This is a genomic window from Natribacillus halophilus (assembly GCF_900100185.1).
In the GTDB taxonomy this organism is placed as follows: domain Bacteria; phylum Bacillota; class Bacilli; order Bacillales; family Marinococcaceae; genus Natribacillus; species Natribacillus halophilus.
This window is the reverse complement of record NZ_FNEN01000005.1, coordinates 1-15665: the sequence shown is the minus strand read 5'-3', so window position 1 is coordinate 15665 and position 15665 is coordinate 1. Positions and strand designations below refer to the sequence as shown.

Here is a 15665-nt window from a genome sequence, read left to right as displayed (position 1 = left end):
GTCCTATTGATTAATGAAAGATGAAAATTCTTCTTTTGCCAGTTGTATTAACTCTTTGGTAATAAAAGGTGTGTACGGCGTTTCCTCCCAGATCAGCGATATGGAACTCATGTAATCCTCACCGGCGATGGGCAGGGCAGTGACGAGCTCTCCGTGCAATACGCCGGCCATATCGGCAGGCATTAAGGAGACACCGATTTCATGCCCAATTAAATTTTCGATGGTCATCAACTCTGGTCCCACGCACAGAGTGTTGGGAACAAAGCCGGCTTCAAGACAGGCCCTCTCCAACAGATAGTAAAGGGAGGGGGAATTTTTGGGATGATAATGAATAAAAGGTTCGTCTTTCAGCTCTTCCAGATGAATGGCACTTTCGTTGGCCAACGAATGATTCTTGGACAAAACGACCAGTAAGGGATGTTGGCTGAATTCCAGGGTGGCGATGTCCAAGTCCCGCAGCTCACTCATATCCGCAGGTGTACGAATAAAAGCGAGATGACTTTGTTGCTGTTTCACCGCGTGGATTGCCTGTTTTGACGTCGTTTCTTCAATGTACAGTTCAACCGGATTAAGCTTGGCTTGCATCTTTTCCAGTAGTTCCGGTAGCCAAATGCTCGCGGCTGACGGTACGGAAGAGATACGCATGCTCTTTTGTGGGATTTGCTTGTTTTGAACGACATCTTCGATGATCGTTTCGATTCTGTGAAAAGAAGCATGTAAATGCTCGTAAAGATAAGCGCCCTCTTCGGTGAGAGAGACTTGTCGCGTCGTTCTTTTCAGCAACTTAAAGCCGATTTCTTTTTCCAACGCGGAGATCTGTTGGCTCAGCCCGGGTTGACTCACATGCAAGCGTTTAGAGGCTTCGCTGAAATTAAGCGTCTCGGCCACTTCCAGAAAATATCGGTACGACAGAAGGTTCATGTTTTATACCTGCTCTTTATGTGTTTGCAGCGGCTGTACGCTGTGAAAAGGCAGCCCGGCTTCAAGCATCGTTAATAATCCGGGTTTTTGTTGGGTGACGATGCGTTTGCCGGTATTGATAATCATGGAAGCGGTCGCGGTATCGCCGAAAATACCGTTGGGAATGATGAGATGGACCGGGTCCGTGCCCCGTACCATAATTTCATCTTTCGATTCTACCCCTAAAGCCATCGTCAGCTTCATCTCAATCGTGACATTTTCCGAAGTGGTCGCTTTTGCTTGCTGGGATTGTCCGCTCACTTCACCACTTTTAAGAGTGAGCCAGGATAGTTCATAATCTCGGTCGGCAAACGTTGGTTCCAGCGACGTTTGCAACTGTTCAATGTGGACATTCAACCCGGCCGCAACGAGGCGAACCGTTTCCTCCAAGCCTACATGCCCGATCTTGCCCTCTTTCGCGAGTTGTCTGAACTCATCCTCGCTTTTTCCGATCCCGACTTTTTTCTGTAACGGCACGCGGCGTTCGCCGACATTGGCTTGGCGAATGGCATTTACAGACTGAATTTGATCGGTCACAGCCGTGGCCATTAACGGGAGACTGTCCATGACAAACCCGGGATTAATGCCGGTTCCGATGACCGAAAGCCCTTTGCTCTTCGCGTAGTGGTCGATTTCACCACTTAATTCCGGGTAACGGACCCACGGATAGAGCATTTCTTCACACGTCGTCACGACATGATAGCCATAATCGAGGAGTTGCCTGATTTGTGGCCAAACCGAAGGAAGTTTGGAACCGGTTGCATGAAAGGCAATTTTTTGAGCGTAAGGCTTCGCCTTGCCGGAAAGCTCGGAGACATCGGAAACAACAAACGCATCGTTTCCCAGTGATTCGCCGACTAACTCCGGATCAATATCCACCCCGCCGATGACATTAAATGCTTCATCTTTGCCTCCTTTCTTTAAAATTTCCTTACCTATGGGACCTAGACCATAGGGAATAAGCGCAATGGTTTCACTAGCCATGAATCATCCCACCTGCCTTGTCGTTGTTATGAATACGGTATCATATATTAGTAATGTTTATAAATAATAAATGTTTATTTTTTTATAGGTTGTGGTTATAAATTTATAATAATAGCAGGACAAGGTATTGACATTACTGTTCATTTGAAACAAAATAAAGAAAATAAATGTTTGAAATAAACATTATATGGAGCATATTTTCATATGAATGATCGAAAAGAACATATTGTTCAATGGGTTCAGAAACACGATAAAGTTGATATTACGGATTTATCCGCTCGCTTCCAGGTTTCGACGATGACTGTTCGCAGAGACTTGAACTCGTTAGAAGAAGAGGGAAAAATTATTCGTACTCATGGAGGTGCGGTCGCTGCTCCGCAATGGAGGCCGGAAACCGCCTATCAATTGAAGGAAAGTGCCAATAAAGCTGAAAAAAAAGCGATTGCCAGGGCTGCGGCTTCGTCTGTTACAGACCACTCGAGCCTTATTTTGGATTCCGGAACGACGACACTGGAGCTCGCCCGTTTCTTAAAGGAACGGAAAGGGTTAAGGATCGTCACGAATGATGTTCTGATCGCGGCCGAACTTATCCATGCCCCGATTGAAGTGATTGTGACCGGAGGCGAGCTGCAGCATGAAGTAGGAACCATGTTTGGTACTCACACGCAAAATCTTCTTCAATCCATTCATGTAGATCAGTGCTTTCTTGGTGCCCATTCGGTGGATTCCGAAGGCGAGGTAAGAGCCCCGTCCATTGAAAAAGCAAAAATAAAGCAGCTGATGATGGGCGTCTCCAATGAAACGTGGCTGCTTGCCGATCACAGCAAATTTGGCTATAAAACGTTTGCCCACGTATGTCATCTTGAGGAATTAAAAGGCTTGATCACTGATGAACAAATGCAGCTCAGACATCTACACGACAATGTAGTCGTCGCCAAGGTGGAGGGAGATACATGAAAGTAGGCGTGATTGCGGATGACCTGACCGGTTCGAACGCGACGGGGGTAAAACTAACAAAGCAGGGGCGACGCACGCTCACGGTCCTCAATCAGGGGATTTTTCCTGATGACAGATATAATACGCTCATCCTCAATACGGACAGTCGCTATTTGCACCCCGCTGAAGCTGCAACAAAAGTAAAGGATTCCTTCTCTTATTTTAGCGGGTGGGGAGCAGAGCTCATTACTAAACGTATCGACAGCACATTTCGTGGAAATGTCGGTGCCGAGGTGGATACGATTCTTGCGGCTATCAAGGATTCCGTAGCGATCATCGTTCCCGCTTTTCCTGATTCAAAACGAACGGTGTCTGGCGGCAACCTGTTTGTGGATGATATTCCCCTGGAAAAAACAGAGGTAGCAAAGGACCCGGTGAAGCCCATTCGACACTCCAACGTATGCAATCTGTTGGAAATGCAAAGTCAACATGCAACGACCTCGATGTCACTAAATGAAATAAACGGTGATTTGCAAACGCTTTTACAGCAAAAAATCGACGACGGTGCGCGTATGATTTGTTGCGATGCCATCAGCAATCACGATATTGAGACGATTGCGAACGCAATGGCTTCTATTCAAAGTCATTCTTTGATCCCGGTAGATCCCGGGCCACTCACTTCACATTATGTACAAGCGAAAAGTCAAAAAGAGAGTCAAAACAACCCGGTTCTCTTGATTGTGGGTAGCACGACAAATCATACGAACAATCAGCTCGACTACCTAACAACGATGACGGATGTCCGTAAGGTCTTTACGGATACGGAGAAGTTGGCAAGCTTCAGTGACCACTGGGAAGAGGAAATCGAACGAGTGTCAAGGGAGGCACTCGACCAATTTCGGCATACGAATATCGTCATCATAACCACTTCTCATCCGGAACAATTATCGATCGATTTGAGTGATCTATCACAAAAAGAAGGGAGGAAAATAAGTGAACTGGGTAATCGCATTACGGATGGATTGGGAGAAATTTTCATAAATATGATGGACAGAGATCTATGCAGTAAGAATGTGGGTTTATTTTCAAGTGGAGGTGAAGTGCTTGCAGCTATTTGTGCCTCAGCTAAAGCTCAAGGGATTGAGCTGATCGAAGAAATTCAACCGCTGCTGGCTTACGGTCAGTTGAGTGGTGGTCAATTCGACCGTTTGCCGATGGTGACCAAAGGAGGGTTGGCCGGTGATGAGCGGGCCCTCTACGATTCTGTACGTTATTTACAAAAAGAATTAAAGAAGAAAGAAGGAGACGGCTATGCGCGATAATAAAGCAATCATTGCAACAACAATGGGGGATCCGGCAGGGATCGGCCCCGAAATTGTTGTAAAGGCAATGGCCAATCGAGACATTCAAGCGTTGGGGAATATCTTTGTGATTGGTGAGAGCGATATTCTTGAGAAAGCGATTGAAATGACAGAATCTGATCTAAAACTCCGTCCTATCCATCACCCAAATGAAGCTCAATTTGAATATGGGCAAATCGATGTATTGAATCTGGAAAACGTAGACACTTCCGCGCTACGGTATGGCGAAGTGCAAGCGCAATGTGGTCAAGCCGCTTACGCGTATATTCAGAAGGCGGTGGAATTGGCAAATGAAGGCCAAGTCAATGTCATCGCCACCGCCCCGATTAATAAGGAATCATTGCAGGCAGCAGCCGTTCCGCATATCGGTCACACGGAAATGCTTGCTGATATGACGGACACGAATGATCCATTAACGATGTTTGAGGTTCATTCCTCAAGAATCTTTTTCCTGACCAGACATCTCTCGCTAAAGGAAGCCATTGCACAGATGACAGCAGATCGGGTCCACGATTATCTTCTTCGCTGTGACCAGGCTTTACAGCAACTCGGTGTTGACTCACGCAAGATAGCTGTTGCCGGTTTGAATCCTCACAGCGGGGAGAATGGACTTTTCGGCATGGAAGAAGTCAATGAAATTACGCCGGGGATTGAACGAGCACGAGCAGACGGACTTGAAGCGGTAGGACCTGTTCCGGCAGATTCGGTCTTTCATCAAGCGTTACAGGGAAAATATGATGCCGTGCTTTCCTTATACCATGATCAAGGCCACATTGCGGCGAAGATGACCGACTTTGAGCGTACGATTTCGATTACAAATGGATTGCCTTTTCTTCGCACATCTGTCGATCACGGGACCGCCTTTGATATTGCAGGTACCGGTGAGGCCAGCGCTGTCAGTATGGAAGAATGCTTAAAAGTATCGGCCAAGTACGCTAAGTATTTCACAAACATTTAAGGAGGAAAGTATATGGAAGCTCAGGGAGCGCAGATGATTTTTGCATTAATACTCGCCGTTTTTCTACTCATCGTTTTAGTGTTGAAAACGAAAATTCATGCCTTTGTAGCGTTGCTCATTGCAGCATCGGTAACCGGAATTGTTGGAGGGATGGCTCCCTCCACAGTCATCGAAACGATTTCAGAAGGTTTTGGCAGCACTTTAGGGACCATTGGTATTGTCATCGGCCTCGGTGTGATGATGGGACGTGTGCTTGAAGTGTCGGGTGCAGCAGAGCGAATCGCCTACACGTTCATCAAGTGGTTGGGCAAAAAGAAAGAAGAATGGGCGATGGCTGTAGCGGGATATTTCGTCTCGATTCCCATTTTCGTCGATTCTGCCTATGTGATCTTAATGCCAATTGTGAAAGCGTTGTCAACAAGGACCGGTAAATCCGTTGTATCTCTCGGTATTGCCCTTGGGATTGGGTTAACCGCCACCCACCATATGGTGCCTCCAACACCCGGGCCGCTAGGTGTAGCCGGAATCTATGGAATTGACGTTGGAATGATGATGCTCTGGGGATTAATCCTCGGGATTCCTGTCGTTGTTGCTGGTGTCTTTTACGGAAAATGGCTGGGCAAGAAAATCTATCAATTGCCGACTGAAGATGGGCTGGATTATGTTCGGCCGGAAAAACCAATTGAAAGTCTTGACGATTACTACGAAATGCAAGAACAAAAGAACCTACCCGGATTGTTCATTTCCACTGCGCCTATTCTCATTCCGATAATCTTAATTTTTATGAACACGTCGATAGCAGCAACCGGCGCTGAAGGATTAGCGGTTGAATATATCACATTTTTTGGAGATCCGGTCATTGCTGTTGCGATTGGTTTAATTATTGCCATCTATGGACTTTTTCACAATGTTCGTCAAGCGGAGGCTATTGAGCGGATGGAAGAGGGAATCAAAAACGCGGGTATTATTTTACTCGTGACCGGTGCAGGTGGCGCGCTCGGTTCTGTATTGGAAGAAAGCGGCACAGGGGAAATGATCGGGGAACAAATTGCCCAAACCGGCCTCCCTGTTATTATGATCCCGTTCCTCATTGCTACCGCGGTACGACTGATCCAGGGTAGTGGGACCGTTGCTATGATTACCGGTGCATCGATTTCAGCACCCATTGTCGCAACAATGGATGTCAGCATGGTCTTTGCAGCGTTGGCAGCCACTGTGGGCTCAATGGTCTTTTCCTACTTTAATGACAGCATGTTCTGGGTCGTTAACCGTATGCTTGGCATCAAGAATGTCAAGGAACAGCTGCTCGTATGGTCGATCCCGACGACGATTGCATGGGGTGTCGCGTTGCCGTTGTTACTGCTCCTAAACGCGTTATTTGGATAAGGCCAGCGATTTTATCAGCCATGGGGAAAATTTATATTGAGCTCTAGTAGCGTTTGCCAGTTCGGACACTGGACGCTTTTTCGGACAATTTTTACCGCTTGCGCACTCGTTTTGTCCATATGAACGCCTCTTTCGGACAATGCTTGGTCGATTGATCCCGGTTTTGTCCGTATGAGGCTCCCATATGGACAATTTTTGCAGTTCAGCCCTCTATTTTGTCCGAATGAATGCTCTATACACAAATTTCACGATCATCGTTGAATCTATCTATTTTCTGAATTAAACTAATAGTATCAAATGATGGAGAGGTGAGGACGTGAGAACGGAAACAAGCAACCAACTAAACAAGACGTTACAACGGGCAAGACGGCAAACGCTCGGGGATTTGTTGGCGAGAACGAGGGAGCGTTTCCCGAATAAATTTGCAATCGCTTACAATGAACAACAACTAACCTATGCCGAACTGGATGATTTCGTCAATCAAACCGCCCGTGCCTTTGTGGCAGACGGTATGCAAAAAAGTGATATGATCGGACTCATGTCCAGAAACAGCCTTGATTTTGTCGTGGCTGAGTTTGCCTTAGCCCGCATCGGTGCGGTGATGATCCCCATCAATTATATGCTCTCCGGCGAGGATGTGCAGTATATTTTGGAGCACGCCGAAGTGAGTGGCTTCATTGCATCTGAAGAATTTGCCCCCGTGCTGGATCAGTCGGCAGACAGCCTGGACATCAAGCATCGTTATTTGATGGATACTTCCGCGACTTCAGATGAACGCCTGCAACCCTGGGCAACGCTGCAAGAAGCGCGCAGCACCCAGTCCAAAGCATTCATCGATGCAGAGATTGACAACGATGACCTTGCCCAAGTGCTTTATACGAGTGGCACCGAGTCAAAACCAAAAGGGGTCATGCTCTCCCATAAAAGTATTATTAGTGAGTATGTGAGCTGCATCATTGACGGGAACATGGAAAGTCGAGATATCGCGATTCACGCGATGCCCTTCTACCATAGCGCCCAGCTTCATGTTTTTCTCGGTCCCGCCATATATGTCGGCTCCGGCGGGATTATCCTCGGTGCGGCCAGTCCTGAACTTATTTTGGAAACGATTGAGAAAAACAAGGCTACACAGCTGTTTTGCCCGCCAACAGTCTGGATTTCAATGCTCCGCCATCCTGATTTCGACAAACGTGATTTGTCCACATTGGAAAAATGCTATTACGGAGCGGCCATTATGCCTCGGGAAGTTTTAAAAGAACTTGCGGAACGATTGCCTAATGCCCAGTTCTGGAATTTTTATGGTCAAACGGAAGTGGCTCCCCTCGCTACGGCTCTACAGCCCGAAGATCAATTACGCAAGCTTGGTTCAGCCGGTGTTCCCGCTCTCAATGTACAGACGAAAATCGTCGATGACCATGATGTAGAAGTATCCCCTGGGGAAGTCGGTGAAATCGTCCATCGCTCCCCACATGCGATGACAGGGTATCTTCATGATCCCGGCCAAACGGCTGAAGTGTTTCGAAATGGCTGGTTCCACAGTGGCGACCTGGGCGTCATGGACGAGGAAGGGTATATGACGATCATTGACCGTAAAAAAGATATGATCAACACCGGTGGCGTGAACGTTTCAAGTAGAGAAGTAGAGGAGACGATCTATCAATTGGATGGCGTGTCAGAGGTAGCCGTGATCAGCACCCCCGATCCGTATTGGATCGAAGCGGTGACGGCGATCGTCGTGCCAAAAGCAGGTGAAACGCTAACAAATGAGCACATCCTGGAATTTTGCAGAGGCCATCTATCCAAATTCAAGGTGCCCAAGTACGTTGATTTAATAGAAGAGCTTCCAAAAAATCCAAGTGGAAAAATACTCAAACGCACGCTCCGCGATCGGTATGAAAACAAATGAATAGGCAACCGCTGTGAGCGGTTGCCTATTCTTCATCCATTTTCCTAAGCGTCCACCCGGTATACGCATAAAAGAGCGCGATAAACGGCGTCACTAAGCTAAGAAACACGAAGAATACATAGTCCATCCCCACGTTCAATGTTGTCATGACGAAGGCGCCGATAACGCCCCACGGGATCAGGGGGTGCAATATAGTGCCGCCGTCTTCGATCGTCCGGCTTAAGTTTTTCGGATGAAGGTTATGGTTTTTGTACGCGTCTTCATACATCTGGCCGGGCAGAATAATCGACAGATATTGTTCCCCGGTAACGACGTTGACGCCAAAACAAGAGGCCAACGTGGAAGCAATCGTATTGCCGCGGCTCCTGAGTAATGCCTGCAATCCATTAATCAAGGCTGCGGTCATGCCGATCCCCTGGATGATCCCGCCGAAAGCGAGGGCGATAATAATGAGGGATATACCGAAAAACATGTCTTCCAGACCGCCTAAGGACAGAAGATCGTCAATGGCTTCAAAGCCGGTTTGGGCGGTGTAACCGGTGTAGGCTGCTCCCATAATATCGCCGGGTGTAGCCCCAGGGGCTGTCACAAAGGTCGTTAAGGCAGCGACGACAAGTCCCAGAGCCAAGGAAGGGATCGGTCTAAACCTCCTCACGGCCAAAATAATAATGAGCAGGGGCGATAAAAGCGTAATGATGCTGATGGCAAATTCGGATTGCAACACTTGCATCATGTCATTGATCTGTCCCGTGTCAGCAGTCCCCTGCGTGGTCACAAGCCCGATAATGCCAAAAATGACTAAAGAGATGATGAGCGCCGGAATGGTCGTCCATAGCATATGGCGAATATGCTCAAAAATATCGGTTTTTGCCGTAGCCGCAGCGAGGTTCGTCGTATCCGAGAGGGGCGAGAGTTTGTCGCCGAAGATCGCCCCGCTTACAATCGCCCCCGCGGCCATCGCCGGTGCCACATCCATACCGTAAGCGACTCCCATGAGCGAGACCCCGATCGTCCCCATCGCGCTTAATGAACTCCCGGTCATGATCGCCACGATCGCTGTGATGACGACAGAAGAGACGAGAAAAGTGGAAGGGGAGAGAAGTTGCAGACCGTAATAGGTTATCGTCTGCACGGTGCCGTTCAATACCCAGACGCCGATGAGCATTCCGATTAAACTGAGAATAAGAATAGGCGCGATTCCCTTCGCGACCCCGCTTACAATGCCTTTTTCCATATCGTCCCAGCGATATCCAAGAATAAAGCCGTAAACGGTAACGACGACTGCGCTGATGAGAATCGGGATATGGGGAGGGGCTTCATAATACAGAATACTTATAGCGAGAATTGCGATCACGATCAATAAAACGAACAGCGAGCCTTTCAAGGTTGCCTTATTTTCCAACGTATGCTCCTCCTCAATTACTTTAAACCATTAAAGGGGCGATTGTAAGCGACATGAAGCTAAGAATCAACCCCTTATCATTGATTCCTGTCCCGAGAACCTTCCCGTTGTTTCATATCCTTTTCACTGTTTTTGATCGTCTCTTCCTGCTCTTTCGTCCGGGCGGCGGGGTGCTCTGGGTCGTCATACCTACGTTCTGATGTATGCCAATGGTTATGGCGGATCACATCATAAATCGCCCGCCCGTTCGTCGGTTCTCCATTGGGTTGATAGACCGGCAAGGCGTCAAAAAGAACGAAATAAAAGGTATAAAATAAAAACGTATTCCAAAAGATTTCTCCGCCTAAAACCTCGGCACCGAGCAATGAATTGACAATCAAAGCAACAATAATATTGCTAATCATGGGAGAAGCATAGATCAAAATGTGCCAAAACTTGTGATCCGGCCGGATTTCATCATAACTGATCCAGCTGGTCATGAAAAAATACCAACGAACTTCTATGGAAGGAAGATAAAATAGAACAGGCCCGGCACCGATTGTGATATGTTTATTCGTTGCGCCCAAAAGGGTGGCCACAAAAAAGTACCCCGTTTCGCGGATCACGGAAACGATGGGTAAAATAAAAAAGGCCGATACCAACAATCGCAGGAGGTCAAATAAGTCGAACATCCGGCATACCCCCAATGTCGTGCAAATGTCTGGTTTATTTTTCCCTTGAGGGCATCCGAGTAAACATAAAAAGCATGTATTCAATAGAATACATGCCCGGGACTTAACCTTCTAATGTGTTTACCAGTTGCCGCGCGACACTCACGGAAGATTGCGGGTTTTGGCCGGTGACGAGCTTGCCGTCGGCCTGGGTGTTTTCCGCCCAGTCGTCTGCGGCCACGAAAGAAGCGCCCAGTTCACGCAATTTACTTTCCAACATGAAAGGGACTTCGTTTTCCAGTTGGACGCCCCGTTCTTCAGAATCAGTAAAGGCTGTGATCGTTTTATCCTTCACGATTGGCGTGCCGTCATTGAGGGTGGCGCCGACAAAACCGGCGGGTCCGTGGCAAACGGCGCCGATCGATTTGCCGTCTTCCGCAAAATTACCCAGCAGGGAACGAAGTTTGGCATTCTCGGGAAAATCAAACATCGTGCCATGTCCGCCAGGCAAGAATATCCCGTCATAATCCTCGGCATTGACGGTGTCGATCGCTTCCGTGTTTCGCAATAGGTCGGCAATTTCTCTCCAGCCGGCAGGAATTTCGCCATCTTCCAGGCTGTTGTTATCGATGCGGGATTCGCCGCCCTCCGGGCTGACGACGCTGACTTCATAACCGTTGGCCCGCAATTCTTCATATGGCTCGGCGAATTCCGATAACCAAATACCGGCATAATGTCCGTTGCTCATTTCCTGGCCGTTCGTCACGACCATAAGGATTCTTTTATTATCAGTCAAAATGGATCGCTCCTTGCGTATGGTTTCGTGAGAAGATATTCCCCGGAGAAGTGAATGTTAAACGTCAGTATGCCAACAATCCGGCGTCAGCCGTAATGATATCGCCATTCACGAAACTGGCATCTTCGGAAGCAAGGAAAAGCGCGATGCTTGCGACTTCCTCGGGCTTGCCGGTACGCGGATTGTTATCTGTAGCCGACATCGCCCGCTCAAGGCCGAATGCATTCGGTTCGCTCATCGTCGTACCGATGTTCGTCTCCACCCCGCCGGGAGCGATGGCGTTACAACGGATACCTTCCTCTGCATATTGGAAACCTACGTTCTTCGTCATGCCCGCGACGGCGTGTTTCGAGGCGGTGTATGCCAAACCGGCGCGGGAGCCCCGAAGGCTGGCGGAAGATGCCGTGTTGATGATCACACCTGCTTTCTTTTCCAGAAAAATCGGCAGGGCTTTTCGGGTCGTACGCATCATACCGGTTACATTGACATCGAGAACCTTATTCCAAAGGTCATCGGTTATTTCACCGGCGGGCATCATGTTGTCCATCATGCCCGCGTTGTTGACGAGAATATCGAGAGAACCGTAATGTTCGATCGCTGCAATGATCATTCTTTCCACGTCTGATTCCTCGGTAATATCCGCTTTGACGGGGATGGCTATGCCATCTGCGGAAACGATACTTGTAACCGTTTCTTCAGCTGTTTCCATATTCATGTCCGAGACGACGACTTTTGCCCCTTCGCTGGCAAATCTCTCCGCAATGGCTCGTCCCATTCCCGATCCTGCACCGGTAACGACGGCAACTTTGTTATTTAATTTCATATAAACGCCTCCTTAAAATATAGCATAACATGAAACCGTTGGCAGATGAGTGCTATAATTAAAAATAGAAATGTCATGGGAGGGAGATTATTGGCGAAAATTTATGTGACCCGGAAGCTCCCGGAAGAAGTGGAGAGCCGATTGTCCGAGCACTTCGATGTGCGCTCGTGGGAATACGAGGACGAACCGGTCCCCCGGGAGACGTTGCTGGAAGAAATCAAGGATGTCGACGGTGTTTTTTGCATGATTACGGAACAGATGGATGAAGAAGTGTTAGAGGCAGGGGAAAAATTGCAGGTTGTTGCAAACATGGCTGTCGGACATAACAATATCGATGTCGAAGCCGCGACCGCCAGAGGCATCACCGTCACGAATACGCCTGATGTACTTACGGAAACGACCGCTGACCTTGCGTTCGCGTTACTCATGGCTTCGGCGCGGCGCTTACCGGAAACGTCGGATATTCTTCGCAAAGGGGAATGGGGAGCTTGGTCGCCGCTGCAGTTTACGGGGCAGGACGTGTTCGGCGCCACACTCGGTATTATTGGCCTCGGTAGAATAGGGGAAGCCGTCGTGCAGCGAACTCACGGTTTTAAAATGAATGTGTTGTACCACAGCCGGACGAGAAAACCGGAGAAAGAGTCAGCGTTGGGTATTCATTACGAAGAACAGGATACGTTATTGCAGAAATCCGACTTCGTCATGCTGCTTTTGCCCTATAGTTCAGAAAGTCATCACTTGATCGGACAACGGGAACTTGCTTTAATGAAGAAGCGTGCCATTTTGATTAATGCTTCCCGGGGAGGGATCGTCGATGAGGATGCTCTCTACCACGCGCTCGCCAATAATGAGATTTGGGGCGCCGGGCTCGATGTATACGAACAGGAGCCTCTCCCAGCCGATCATCCGCTTTTAACGCTATCGAATGTAACGGCATTGCCGCACATTGGCAGCGCGACGGTAAAGACGAGACTTGCCATGGCCCATTTGGCCGTCGATAATCTTATCGCGGTCCTTGACGGAAAAGAAGCCGTGACCGCGGTTAATCATTGATAATGAAAGTTGGCGAGAATACGATGAGCTATCATTTAAACGATGCATTTCGGATTTTTACATTAGATGCCAATCCTGCCCTCACTAACGAGGTGGTCCGACACCTTGGCTGCGAACTCGGAAAAAGCTCCGTGAAAAGGTTCAGCGACGGGGAAATTCAAGTGGACATCGAAGAAAGCGTCCGCGGCTGTGAAGTGTATGTCATCCAATCCACGTCGCAACCCGGCTCTGAGCATATCATGGAGTTATTGATCATGCTTGACGCTTTAAAACGCGCGTCAGCGAAAAAAATCAATGTTGTGATCCCGTACTACGGCTACGCACGCCAAGACCGCAAGGCACGCTCGCGGGAACCGATTACCGCAAAGTTGATCGCCAATCTGTTGGAAACCGCTGGGGCGACGCGCGTGATCGCGATGGACTTGCACGCCTCGCAAGTCCAGGGTTTCTTCGATATTCCCGTGGACCAGCTACAAGGCGTGCCCATCGTTGCCGGGTATTTTAAGGAAAAACAACTGGAAGATGTTGTCGTCGTCGCCCCCGATAACGGCGGGGTCGTTCGCGCCCGCAAAATGGCCGACGAAATGAACGCTCCCATTGCCTTCATCGATAAACGCCGCCCCCGCCCGAACGTCGCCGAAGTCATGAACATCGTCGGCGAATTCGAAGGCAAAAACGCGATTATCATCGACGACCTTATCGATACCGCGGGCACGATCACATCCGCCGCCAACGCCTTGATCGAAAATGGCGCCAACGCCGTCTACGCCTGCTGCACGCACCCGGTCCTCTCCGGCCCTGCGATCAGCCGCATCGACGGCTCGCCGATCCGGGAGCTCGTCGTGACCAACACGATCGAGCTTCCGGAGGAGAAAATGATCGATAAGATCACGACGCTGTCAGTCGCGCCATTAGTAGCAGAAGCGATTCACCGGGTGCATAACGAGGTGTCAGTGAGTTCGTTGTTTGAGTAAAAAACCGAGGGCATACACAGTGCCCTCGGTTTTTCCGCGTACTGTCAACAAATACCCCCTATTTGGGTTCGCGCGTGGGGGTCCAGAAAATGAAGAAAGCCGTGTATAATAATGTGGTTCTATAAGCTTTTGTTTCTAGCCGTAGCTTTGCTTATCGGGGCGTCCTTTTCGTCTATAGGCGTTCCGGCCGGTTGGTTGCTTGGCGGTTTACTGGCAGGTATATTTTATGGATTGTTTATACGTGCCTTTGATTTTTCGGGGTGGCCTTTTCAGCTGGCCTTGGCGCTGGTAGGTATCAATATCGGGCTTATGATGGAGCCGGAACTATTTCAACAGTTAATCCAATATTTGCTGCCGTTATTCATAACGCTGGTGTTAACGTTACTTACCGGGCTTTTCCTGGGCATTCTGCTTGATCGTTGGACCAATTTGGATCGGCGCACAGCCTTTTTTTGCACGATACCGGGAGGCGCTTCGGAAGTCATTGCCATTTCCAGTGATTACGGCGCGGATCAACGTATCGTTGCTTCTTTTCATACCGCACGAATTACGATGTTTGTGCTTATTATTCCGTTTGGAATAGGGATGATATATGGAGAAGGAAATATGGATGTGCAAACGACAGCCCAACTGCTTCCAACAGGTTTACAGATCTCTTTTTTTGCCGTCATTATTGTAGGTTCCTACGTTTTGAATCGCCTGATTTCTTTTCCGGGCGGTATTTTGATCTTCTCTATTGCACTTGGATTTCTGGGTAGTGAATTTGTCGTCAATATCGGCGAGGTGCCGGCATATATCTCCGGAATAGGGCAAGGGTTCATAGGCGCCATGGTCGGCGTCCGTTTTGAGCGCAGTACTGTCGTGAGGTTAAAATCGATTGGGGCAGCAAGTTTGAAAGTGCTGGGTCTATACCTACTAAGCAGTCTCGGGATTGCCGTCTTGTTTTTTTGGTTAACGCCCCTATCCTATTTGACAAGCCTTTTAAGTACGGTCCCGGCCGGTGCGGCCGAAATGGCTTCAACAGCCGTGGCGCTGCAACTTGAACCGACGCTTGTCGCAAGCTTACATATCATCCGCGTCGTGTCCATATTTATCGTCTTGCCATTTTTGTTTAAGTTGTTGATGAGAGATTAAGAAAGCATTCCTGTTAGGTGAAATTTTGGGCTTTGAACACAAAAGAGCCTCCTTGGTATAGTGCGGAGTAGACGATGAATGATCATCGAATCTCGAATTTAGGGAACCAAGGAGGACTCATCATGAATTATACACAAAATGAAAAGCTCGCTCAAATCACCCCGGAAACACTTATCATTGGCGTCGACATTGCTAAGAACAAACATGTTGCTCGTGCCATTGATGATCGCGGTTTCGAGTTTGGGAAACGCATCAATTTCACCAACGACCTTGAAGGTTTTGAGACGTTTCTAAGATGGGCTGAAGACCATCAGGCTAACAATCAAAAAACGCACATGGTGG

General features: G+C 48.5%; 15 protein-coding genes. 9 read left to right on the top strand and 6 right to left on the bottom strand.

What is annotated here, in order from left to right; all coding sequences use genetic code 11:
- Nucleotides 1-3 precede the first annotated feature (3 nt).
- A complete protein-coding gene (locus BLS58_RS07365; protein WP_090397538.1) occupies nt 4-921 on the bottom strand; it encodes a LysR family transcriptional regulator in 918 nt (305 codons plus the stop codon).
- A 3-nt stretch (nt 922-924) separates the two neighbouring features.
- Nucleotides 925-1944 carry a hypothetical protein gene (locus tag BLS58_RS07360; protein WP_090397536.1) on the bottom strand — a complete coding sequence of 340 codons (1020 nt, stop codon included), beginning with the start codon at nt 1942-1944 and terminating at the stop codon, nt 925-927.
- Nucleotides 1945-2148: 204 nt separating this feature from the next.
- Between BLS58_RS07360 and BLS58_RS07355 the strand changes: the two genes are divergently transcribed.
- The 5 genes from BLS58_RS07355 to BLS58_RS07335 all read left to right on the top strand — a co-directional run bounded on the left by BLS58_RS07355 (nt 2149) and on the right by BLS58_RS07335 (nt 8491).
- Nucleotides 2149-2901 carry a DeoR/GlpR family DNA-binding transcription regulator gene (locus BLS58_RS07355; protein WP_090397534.1) on the top strand — a complete coding sequence of 251 codons (753 nt, stop codon included), beginning with the start codon at nt 2149-2151 and terminating at the stop codon, nt 2899-2901.
- Complete coding sequence (locus tag BLS58_RS07350) at nt 2898-4202, top strand: four-carbon acid sugar kinase family protein (RefSeq protein ID WP_090397532.1); 1305 nt, start codon at nt 2898-2900, stop codon at nt 4200-4202. The genes BLS58_RS07355 and BLS58_RS07350 overlap by 4 nt, the downstream gene beginning before the upstream one ends.
- Nucleotides 4192-5199, top strand: a complete 1008-nt coding sequence (gene pdxA / locus BLS58_RS07345) for a 4-hydroxythreonine-4-phosphate dehydrogenase PdxA (RefSeq protein ID WP_090397530.1) — start codon at nt 4192-4194, stop codon at nt 5197-5199. The genes BLS58_RS07350 and pdxA overlap by 11 nt, the downstream gene beginning before the upstream one ends.
- A gap of 12 nt (nt 5200-5211) precedes the next feature.
- Nucleotides 5212-6585: a GntP family permease gene (locus BLS58_RS07340; RefSeq protein WP_090397528.1), complete on the top strand. Its 1374-nt coding sequence runs from the start codon at nt 5212-5214 to the stop codon at nt 6583-6585.
- A gap of 316 nt (nt 6586-6901) precedes the next feature.
- Nucleotides 6902-8491, top strand: a complete 1590-nt coding sequence (locus tag BLS58_RS07335) for an acyl-CoA synthetase (protein WP_090397526.1) — start codon at nt 6902-6904, stop codon at nt 8489-8491.
- A 25-nt stretch (nt 8492-8516) separates the two neighbouring features.
- Here the strand turns inward: BLS58_RS07335 and nhaC are convergent, their stop codons facing one another.
- From nhaC to BLS58_RS07315, 4 genes are all read right to left on the bottom strand, one after another.
- Nucleotides 8517-9893, bottom strand: a complete 1377-nt coding sequence (gene nhaC, locus BLS58_RS07330; protein ID WP_090397524.1) for a Na+/H+ antiporter NhaC — start codon at nt 9891-9893, stop codon at nt 8517-8519.
- 77 nt (nt 9894-9970) lie between these two features.
- The gene (locus BLS58_RS07325) at nt 9971-10564 is read right to left on the bottom strand and encodes a hypothetical protein (RefSeq protein WP_090397522.1); all 594 of its coding nucleotides are present in this window, start codon (nt 10562-10564) and stop codon (nt 9971-9973) included.
- A 103-nt stretch (nt 10565-10667) separates the two neighbouring features.
- Nucleotides 10668-11339 carry a type 1 glutamine amidotransferase domain-containing protein gene (locus BLS58_RS07320; protein ID WP_245723097.1) on the bottom strand — a complete coding sequence of 224 codons (672 nt, stop codon included), beginning with the start codon at nt 11337-11339 and terminating at the stop codon, nt 10668-10670.
- Nucleotides 11340-11403: 64 nt separating this feature from the next.
- The gene (locus BLS58_RS07315) at nt 11404-12162 is read right to left on the bottom strand and encodes an SDR family oxidoreductase (protein WP_090397520.1); all 759 of its coding nucleotides are present in this window, start codon (nt 12160-12162) and stop codon (nt 11404-11406) included.
- A 90-nt stretch (nt 12163-12252) separates the two neighbouring features.
- On the opposite strand from BLS58_RS07315, the gene BLS58_RS07310 reads away from it, so the two are divergent.
- The 4 genes from BLS58_RS07310 to BLS58_RS07295 form a co-directional block, all read left to right on the top strand.
- Nucleotides 12253-13215 carry a 2-hydroxyacid dehydrogenase gene (locus BLS58_RS07310; protein WP_245723096.1) on the top strand — a complete coding sequence of 321 codons (963 nt, stop codon included), beginning with the start codon at nt 12253-12255 and terminating at the stop codon, nt 13213-13215.
- 23 nt (nt 13216-13238) lie between these two features.
- Nucleotides 13239-14189, top strand: coding sequence for a ribose-phosphate diphosphokinase (locus BLS58_RS07305; protein WP_090397879.1), 951 nt, complete (start codon nt 13239-13241; stop codon nt 14187-14189).
- A 129-nt stretch (nt 14190-14318) separates the two neighbouring features.
- A complete protein-coding gene (locus BLS58_RS07300) occupies nt 14319-15323 on the top strand; it encodes an AbrB family transcriptional regulator (RefSeq protein ID WP_245723095.1) in 1005 nt (334 codons plus the stop codon).
- Between the two features lie 122 nt (nt 15324-15445).
- The coding region (locus BLS58_RS07295) for an IS110 family transposase (protein WP_176764657.1) at nt 15446-15665 on the top strand (220 nt) is incomplete at its 3' end.

Excerpts from the sequence above, each read along its gene's own strand:
- BLS58_RS07365 (WP_090397538.1), bottom strand. The coding sequence starts at position 921 with ATGAACCTTCTGTCGTACCGATATTTTCTGGAAGTGGCCGAGACGCTT.
- BLS58_RS07360 (WP_090397536.1), bottom strand. The coding sequence starts at position 1,944 with ATGGCTAGTGAAACCATTGCGCTTATTCCCTATGGTCTAGGTCCCATA.
- BLS58_RS07355 (WP_090397534.1), top strand. The coding sequence starts at position 2,149 with ATGAATGATCGAAAAGAACATATTGTTCAATGGGTTCAGAAACACGAT.
- BLS58_RS07350 (WP_090397532.1), top strand. The coding sequence starts at position 2,898 with ATGAAAGTAGGCGTGATTGCGGATGACCTGACCGGTTCGAACGCGACG.
- pdxA (WP_090397530.1), top strand. The coding sequence starts at position 4,192 with ATGCGCGATAATAAAGCAATCATTGCAACAACAATGGGGGATCCGGCA.
- BLS58_RS07340 (WP_090397528.1), top strand. The coding sequence starts at position 5,212 with ATGGAAGCTCAGGGAGCGCAGATGATTTTTGCATTAATACTCGCCGTT.
- BLS58_RS07325 (WP_090397522.1), bottom strand. The coding sequence starts at position 10,564 with ATGTTCGACTTATTTGACCTCCTGCGATTGTTGGTATCGGCCTTTTTT.
- BLS58_RS07315 (WP_090397520.1), bottom strand. The coding sequence starts at position 12,162 with ATGAAATTAAATAACAAAGTTGCCGTCGTTACCGGTGCAGGATCGGGA.
- BLS58_RS07305 (WP_090397879.1), top strand. The coding sequence starts at position 13,239 with ATGAGCTATCATTTAAACGATGCATTTCGGATTTTTACATTAGATGCC.